Genomic DNA, 4,954 nt, shown 5'->3' with positions numbered 1-4,954 from the left:
AACTCCCACTCGGCATCACTCAGATCACCACGCGTCACACCAGACCTCTACCAGTCCGACCCGCCGCGTACCCTGCAAACCCGAACAATGATCCGAACTTGGAACAGGCCCTAGTGGTGGCTCGGGCGGGTGCATGCCCGGCCTTCAGGCCAGCACCCGACAAAAAGGCACAGAACGTCCTCTCAGACCCGGTCGCTGTCGGGCTCCCAGCCGGAGGTGACCTCCCGCGCTCCGGCCGAGCCGAAGCGGTCGCGATATTCGCCCGGGGCGATCCCGATGCGGCGGTGGAAGGTGCGGCGCAAGGTCTCGGTGGTGCCGAAGCCGAGGCGGCGGGCGATTGCGGCCACTGGCTCGTCGGCCTCGGTGAGCGCCCGACGGGCCGCCTCCACCCGGACGCGTTCGACGTAGGCCGCCGGCCCCGTCCCGATCTCCGCGGTGAAGCGGCGCTGCAGGTGACGTGGGCTCAGGCTGGCACAGGCGGCGAGTGCTGCGATGGTGTGCCTGCCGCCGGGGTTGTCCTGGATCGCCCGCACGGCTTGCGGATCGGGTCGCTGGTCGGCTGCGCCGACCACAGCGGAACGCTGAACTGGGACTGGTTGCCGGGGCGCCGCAGGTACAGCACCATCTCGCGTGCGGCAGCCAGCGCGAGCTCCGGGCCGTGGTCGTCCTCCACCAGGGCGAGCGCGAGGTCCATGCCGGCGCTGACCCCGGCCGAGGTCCACACCGGACCGTCCCTGATGTAGATCGGGTCGCAGTCTACCGTCAATTCGGGGTGCTCATCGGCGAGTTGTCGTTCACGAGCCCAGTGCGTGGTGACCCGTCGTCCGGCGAGGAACCCGGTGGCGGCGAGCAGGAGCGCGCCGCTGCACACTGACGCGACCCGCCGCGCACCGGTCGCCGCGGCGGCGATCCACGCGACCAGTCCGGGGTCGCGGCGCGCGTCGTTCACGCCCGGTCTGCCCACCACGACTAGGGTGTCCAGCCCGCCGGGGGCGAGGTCGCCGATACCGTGGGCGGCGAACATCGGCAGGCCGCTGGAGGACCGGACCGGACCAGCGTGACGCGCCACCACCTGGCAGTCGAAGCCACCGACGGCTTGGTGCGCGTAATGGAACACCGAATGCGGGCCCACCAGATCGACTGCCTGGAACCCCTCGAACACCACGAACACCACTCGACGCATGGCAGCAGGCTGCCTGACCTGCGCGAAAGGCGTCAACGACGCGCAATCCACAGATCACGCCACAAGTCGCCGAGGACGTTGACCAAGGACCGGTCGGGATGTTGCATGGCACACGGCTGACTGAATACGGACTGGAGGGGCAGGCAATGACCGCTACCACCCGCGACCTGTTCGAGCGCTACCACGCTTGCTGGGAGGCTCGCGACCCCGATCGGATCGCCGAACTTCACACGGTCGACTCGGTGTTCCATCTGCACTCGGGGCAGCCCCCGGCAATCGGGCGGGCAGCCGTCCGTCAGGCGGCGGCCGATACCTTCGAGCTCATCCCGGACCTGACGTTCGAACTCGTCTCGCTGCGTGTCGGGGAGGACTTCTGGGTAACCCAGTTCAAGATGACCGGGAAGTCCGCCGCCGGCGCCGCACTCGACGTCGACCTCGCGGACTTCGTCCTGGTCGAGAACGGGGCAGTGAAGGAAAAGCACTCCTACGTCGACGGAGTGGCGATGCAGGCCGCGATCGCGCCCGCTGAGGATTCCCCCTGATGTCGGCCATGTGGAGACCGGGCGATGCGCGTCCGGAGGAAGCAGCATCAGGGGAACCAAGAGGGATCGACCAGGCGCGCCTGCAGTCCCCCTGTCCCGGTCTGCGCCGCCAGGCCGCCGGCCCCGGGCCCGACCGGGCGGCGCGGGACTTCGCTATGCCGCCGCAGCCGTGGTCGGCTCGTCGTCGATGTGCTGGAGCCGGCTGCGGGCCGTGACCCGGTCCTCGCCGGACAGCGTGGCCCAGTACTCGTCGGCCCACACCGCGTGGCAGGCCTGCCGCTCGGCTTCCTCCAGGCGGGCGGACTCGGCCAGCTGGTGGCGGATGCTGCCGATCCGCCTGCGGTAATCGATCCCGGCCGCCGGGCGGCGCGGGACTTCGCTATGCCGCCGGTGCCGTGGTCGGCTCGTCGTCGATGTGCTGGAGCCGGCTGCGGGCCGTGACCCGGTCCTCGCCGGACAGCGTGGCCCAGTACTCGTCGGCCCACACCGCGTGGCAGGCCCGCCGCTCGGCTTCCTCGAGGCGGGCGGACTCGGCCAGCTGCTCCTCGCTCAGCCCCTGCCGGGCGGCCTCCAGATCGCCGGCCCAGGTCGGCAGCGTGGCCAAGAACGCGCGGCGCTCGCCCTGCACGGCCACCAGCGCCCGCTGCGCCGCGATCAGGTCGTCGGTGTACTCGAAGGTCTTCTACTCTTTGCCCACGGCAGGGAATCGTACGTGCGACCGGATCCGGCGCCCGGCTGCGCCCCGCCGATAGAGTCGGCGATCCCTTGATGATCGCCCCGGACAAGCCGGCGATACCTTGATGGCCAGGTCACGGGGCGATAACGCCACAGGTCAGAGCATTGGTGAGAGCGGGTCGGACACCTTGATGCCCGCCCCGGCACTTCCGGGACGGGCATCAAGGTATCGGTGTCGGTGCCGGTCAGGACGTGGTGCCGGTCAGTTCCACCAGGGGGCGGGGCCGGCCTCGAGATCGGCGATCGACCACCACACGTCGGCGCCCGCGCCTTCTTCCTCCAGGTCCTCCAGCTTGGCGACCATGGCCGGGACGGTGCGCAGCATCTTGGCGACGTAGCGGGTGCGGGCGAGGAGTTCCAGGTCGTCGGCGCGGTGGGCGAAGCCGGCCTGGCCGGTGCCGGTGAGGACGAACAGCAGCCTGGGGAAGCGGACGTAGCGGCGTTCCCACAGGGGCACGCCGCCGTCCTGCGCCTCGATGGTGCCGGGCCGTACTCCGGCCGGCAGGGGCGCGGTGGCCCAGTAGCGGGCGTAGGCGTTGAGTTTGGCGGCCAGTCGGGGCCCGCCCATGGTGCCGCAGTCGACTTCGACGAACGCCAGGTTGGTGATCCGGGCGCCGTCTGCGGCCGTGCGGCTGTAGTAGAGCAGGCCGTCCGGGCGCACGATGCCTCGCGGCCTTCGGCGAAGCGGTGGGTGATCTCCGGGATGAAGTCGAACGGCCCGTAGGAGTCGCCCCGGCGCCGGGCGTCGGCGAGGAAGGTGAGGTGGGTTCGCACGACAGCGAGCTGGTGCCACAGCGTGTACTTGAAGGCGCTCTTGTCGCCGGGCGTCCTCGGGGCGGGGATGTCCGCCAGCTCGGGGAACGCGCCGGCGACCCTGGTCCCGTGCTCGGTCAGGTACCAGCCCCTGGTCCGCCCGGACTGGGGCAGGACCAGCTCCTCAGCCAGGCCTTCGTCGCGTAGCCGCCGCAGCCGGCCGCGCATCTTCTCGATCCCCGCGTCCGGGGCGGTCAGCCGGCGCAGCTGCTCGGCGGTGGCGATCCGGAACTGGAACAGCGCGGCCATGACGGCCCAGGTGATCTCCACCTCCCGCGCCTCGCTGTCCGGCTCCGCGCCCGTCCTCGCCCTGGCCTTCGTCCTGGCGCCGTCATCCTTCGTCATCGCAGAGGTTCCCTCCGGCCGAGCGCGGAGCCGGGTGCTCCACGCGGTCGCCGAAGGCAACCCCGCGAACCTTGGCGGATCCCTTGGTGAACAGACCCCTCCGCCACAACGATCACGTAACGGCCGCCACCAACGTTGATGCCACGACCGGCCACCAACGTTGGTTGACCCGTCTCAACATTGTTTGACGAGTCTCAGCGAAGTTTGACCGTCCGGGCGACCCAGCAGGTGATCTTGACGGGTGGTGGGACGTGGGCCCTGGAGAGATCCTTGACGCTGGGCTCCGGCGCTTTCGGCCCGCTCGTAACCTTCCTGGCGTCCGACGAGGCGCGTTGGATTACCGGGGACGCCACCCCGTCTCTGGCGGCATTGCGCTGACCCCACGCCGTCTTCGCCGCTGACCCGAGCCGGTCGGAGCCGTCGTTCGGGCTCAGCGAGGGCTAAGGAGGCAGAACTCGTTGCCCTCCGGGTCGACCAGAATCTTCCACGAGATCGAGGACTGGTCGATGCCAGGGTCGGTGGCGCCCAGGGCGCGCAGCCGGGATTCCTCTCCCGCCAGGTCGTCATCGAGGTAAGGAGCGACATCGAGGTGGACGCGATTCCACCCGCTCTTGATATCGGGAGTGCACACGAACTCCAGGTAGGGGCCGACGCCTTGGGTGGAGCGCAGGGAGGCGTGGTCGTCGGCGACCTCGTGCACCGTCCAGTCCGTCGCCTCGCCCCAGAACCGGGCCATCGCGCGCGGGTCGGCGCAGTCGACCACCACCGCGGCGATCGGCCCGGTGTCCCGGTAGATGGGGCGGGGTTCCAGGACGCAGAACTCGTTGCCCTCCGGGTCGGCCATGACCGTCCAGGGGACATCGCCCTGGCCCACATCAGCGAGGGTCGCGCCGAGGTCCTTCAGATGCGCGACCAACTCCGCCTGGTGGGCGGCCGAGGTGGTGGCCAGGTCGATGTGCACCCGGTTCTTCACCGTCTTGGGTTCGGGGCGGGTGATGATGTCGATGCAGACGGCCGTGGGGTCGGGGTAGTCGAAGCCCACGGGTTCGAGGTTCGTCACGCCGGGTCCCTCGCTGTCGACACCCCAGCCGAGTGCCTCCGCCCAGAACCGGCCGAGCACGGAGTCGTCCTGGGCCTTTATATTGATCTGCACGAGTCTTGTTGCCATGCCGCAAATCCTAGAACCGGGCCCAGAGCAGAAGTACGCGGTCAAACTTCGCCGAGACGCCGTCAAAGTTCGGTGAGAAGCCGTTGTCGTACCGCTCGTGGGGCTTGTCGATCGAACAGGGGTCTCGTTCGGGTGATCGTGGACAGGCCGGCGCATAAAGGCAGGGCC

General features: G+C 69.7%; 4 protein-coding genes and 2 pseudogenes. 1 reads left to right on the top strand and 5 read right to left on the bottom strand.

Going from position 1 to position 4,954, the window contains the following annotated elements; all coding sequences use genetic code 11:
- Nucleotides 1-182: 182 nt before the first annotated feature.
- Nucleotides 183-1,183 (bottom strand): annotated as a pseudogene (locus ACZ5ON_RS35720) (GlxA family transcriptional regulator).
- A 146-nt stretch (nt 1,184-1,329) separates the two neighbouring features.
- On the opposite strand from ACZ5ON_RS35720, the gene ACZ5ON_RS35715 reads away from it, so the two are divergent.
- A complete protein-coding gene (locus ACZ5ON_RS35715; RefSeq protein ID WP_465601721.1) occupies nt 1,330-1,725 on the top strand; it encodes a nuclear transport factor 2 family protein in 396 nt (131 codons plus the stop codon).
- A gap of 379 nt (nt 1,726-2,104) precedes the next feature.
- On the opposite strand, the gene ACZ5ON_RS35710 is transcribed toward ACZ5ON_RS35715, so the two are convergent.
- The 4 genes and pseudogenes from ACZ5ON_RS35710 to ACZ5ON_RS35695 form a co-directional block, all read right to left on the bottom strand.
- Nucleotides 2,105-2,359, bottom strand: coding sequence for a hypothetical protein (locus ACZ5ON_RS35710; RefSeq protein WP_465601719.1), 255 nt, complete (start codon nt 2,357-2,359; stop codon nt 2,105-2,107).
- Nucleotides 2,360-2,662: 303 nt separating this feature from the next.
- Nucleotides 2,663-3,121 (bottom strand): hypothetical protein, encoded by a 459-nt coding sequence (locus ACZ5ON_RS35705; RefSeq protein WP_465601716.1) that lies wholly within the window; start codon nt 3,119-3,121, stop codon nt 2,663-2,665.
- Between the two features lie 83 nt (nt 3,122-3,204).
- A pseudogene (locus ACZ5ON_RS35700) lies at nt 3,205-3,522 on the bottom strand (replication-relaxation family protein); the annotation flags it as partial.
- A 526-nt stretch (nt 3,523-4,048) separates the two neighbouring features.
- Complete coding sequence (locus ACZ5ON_RS35695; protein ID WP_465601713.1) at nt 4,049-4,786, bottom strand: VOC family protein; 738 nt, start codon at nt 4,784-4,786, stop codon at nt 4,049-4,051.
- Nucleotides 4,787-4,954: the final 168 nt, after the last annotated feature.

The sequence above is a fragment of the Kitasatospora sp. NPDC032150 genome, from assembly GCF_055579945.1.
This window is presented reverse-complemented; position numbering and strand designations above follow the sequence as displayed.

What these genes read in the sequence shown, in the direction of transcription:
- ACZ5ON_RS35715 (WP_465601721.1), top strand. Translation starts at nt 1,330, where the DNA reads ATGACCGCTACCACCCGCGACCTGTTCGAGCGCTACCACGCTTGCTGG.
- ACZ5ON_RS35695 (WP_465601713.1), bottom strand. Translation starts at nt 4,786, where the DNA reads ATGGCAACAAGACTCGTGCAGATCAATATAAAGGCCCAGGACGACTCC.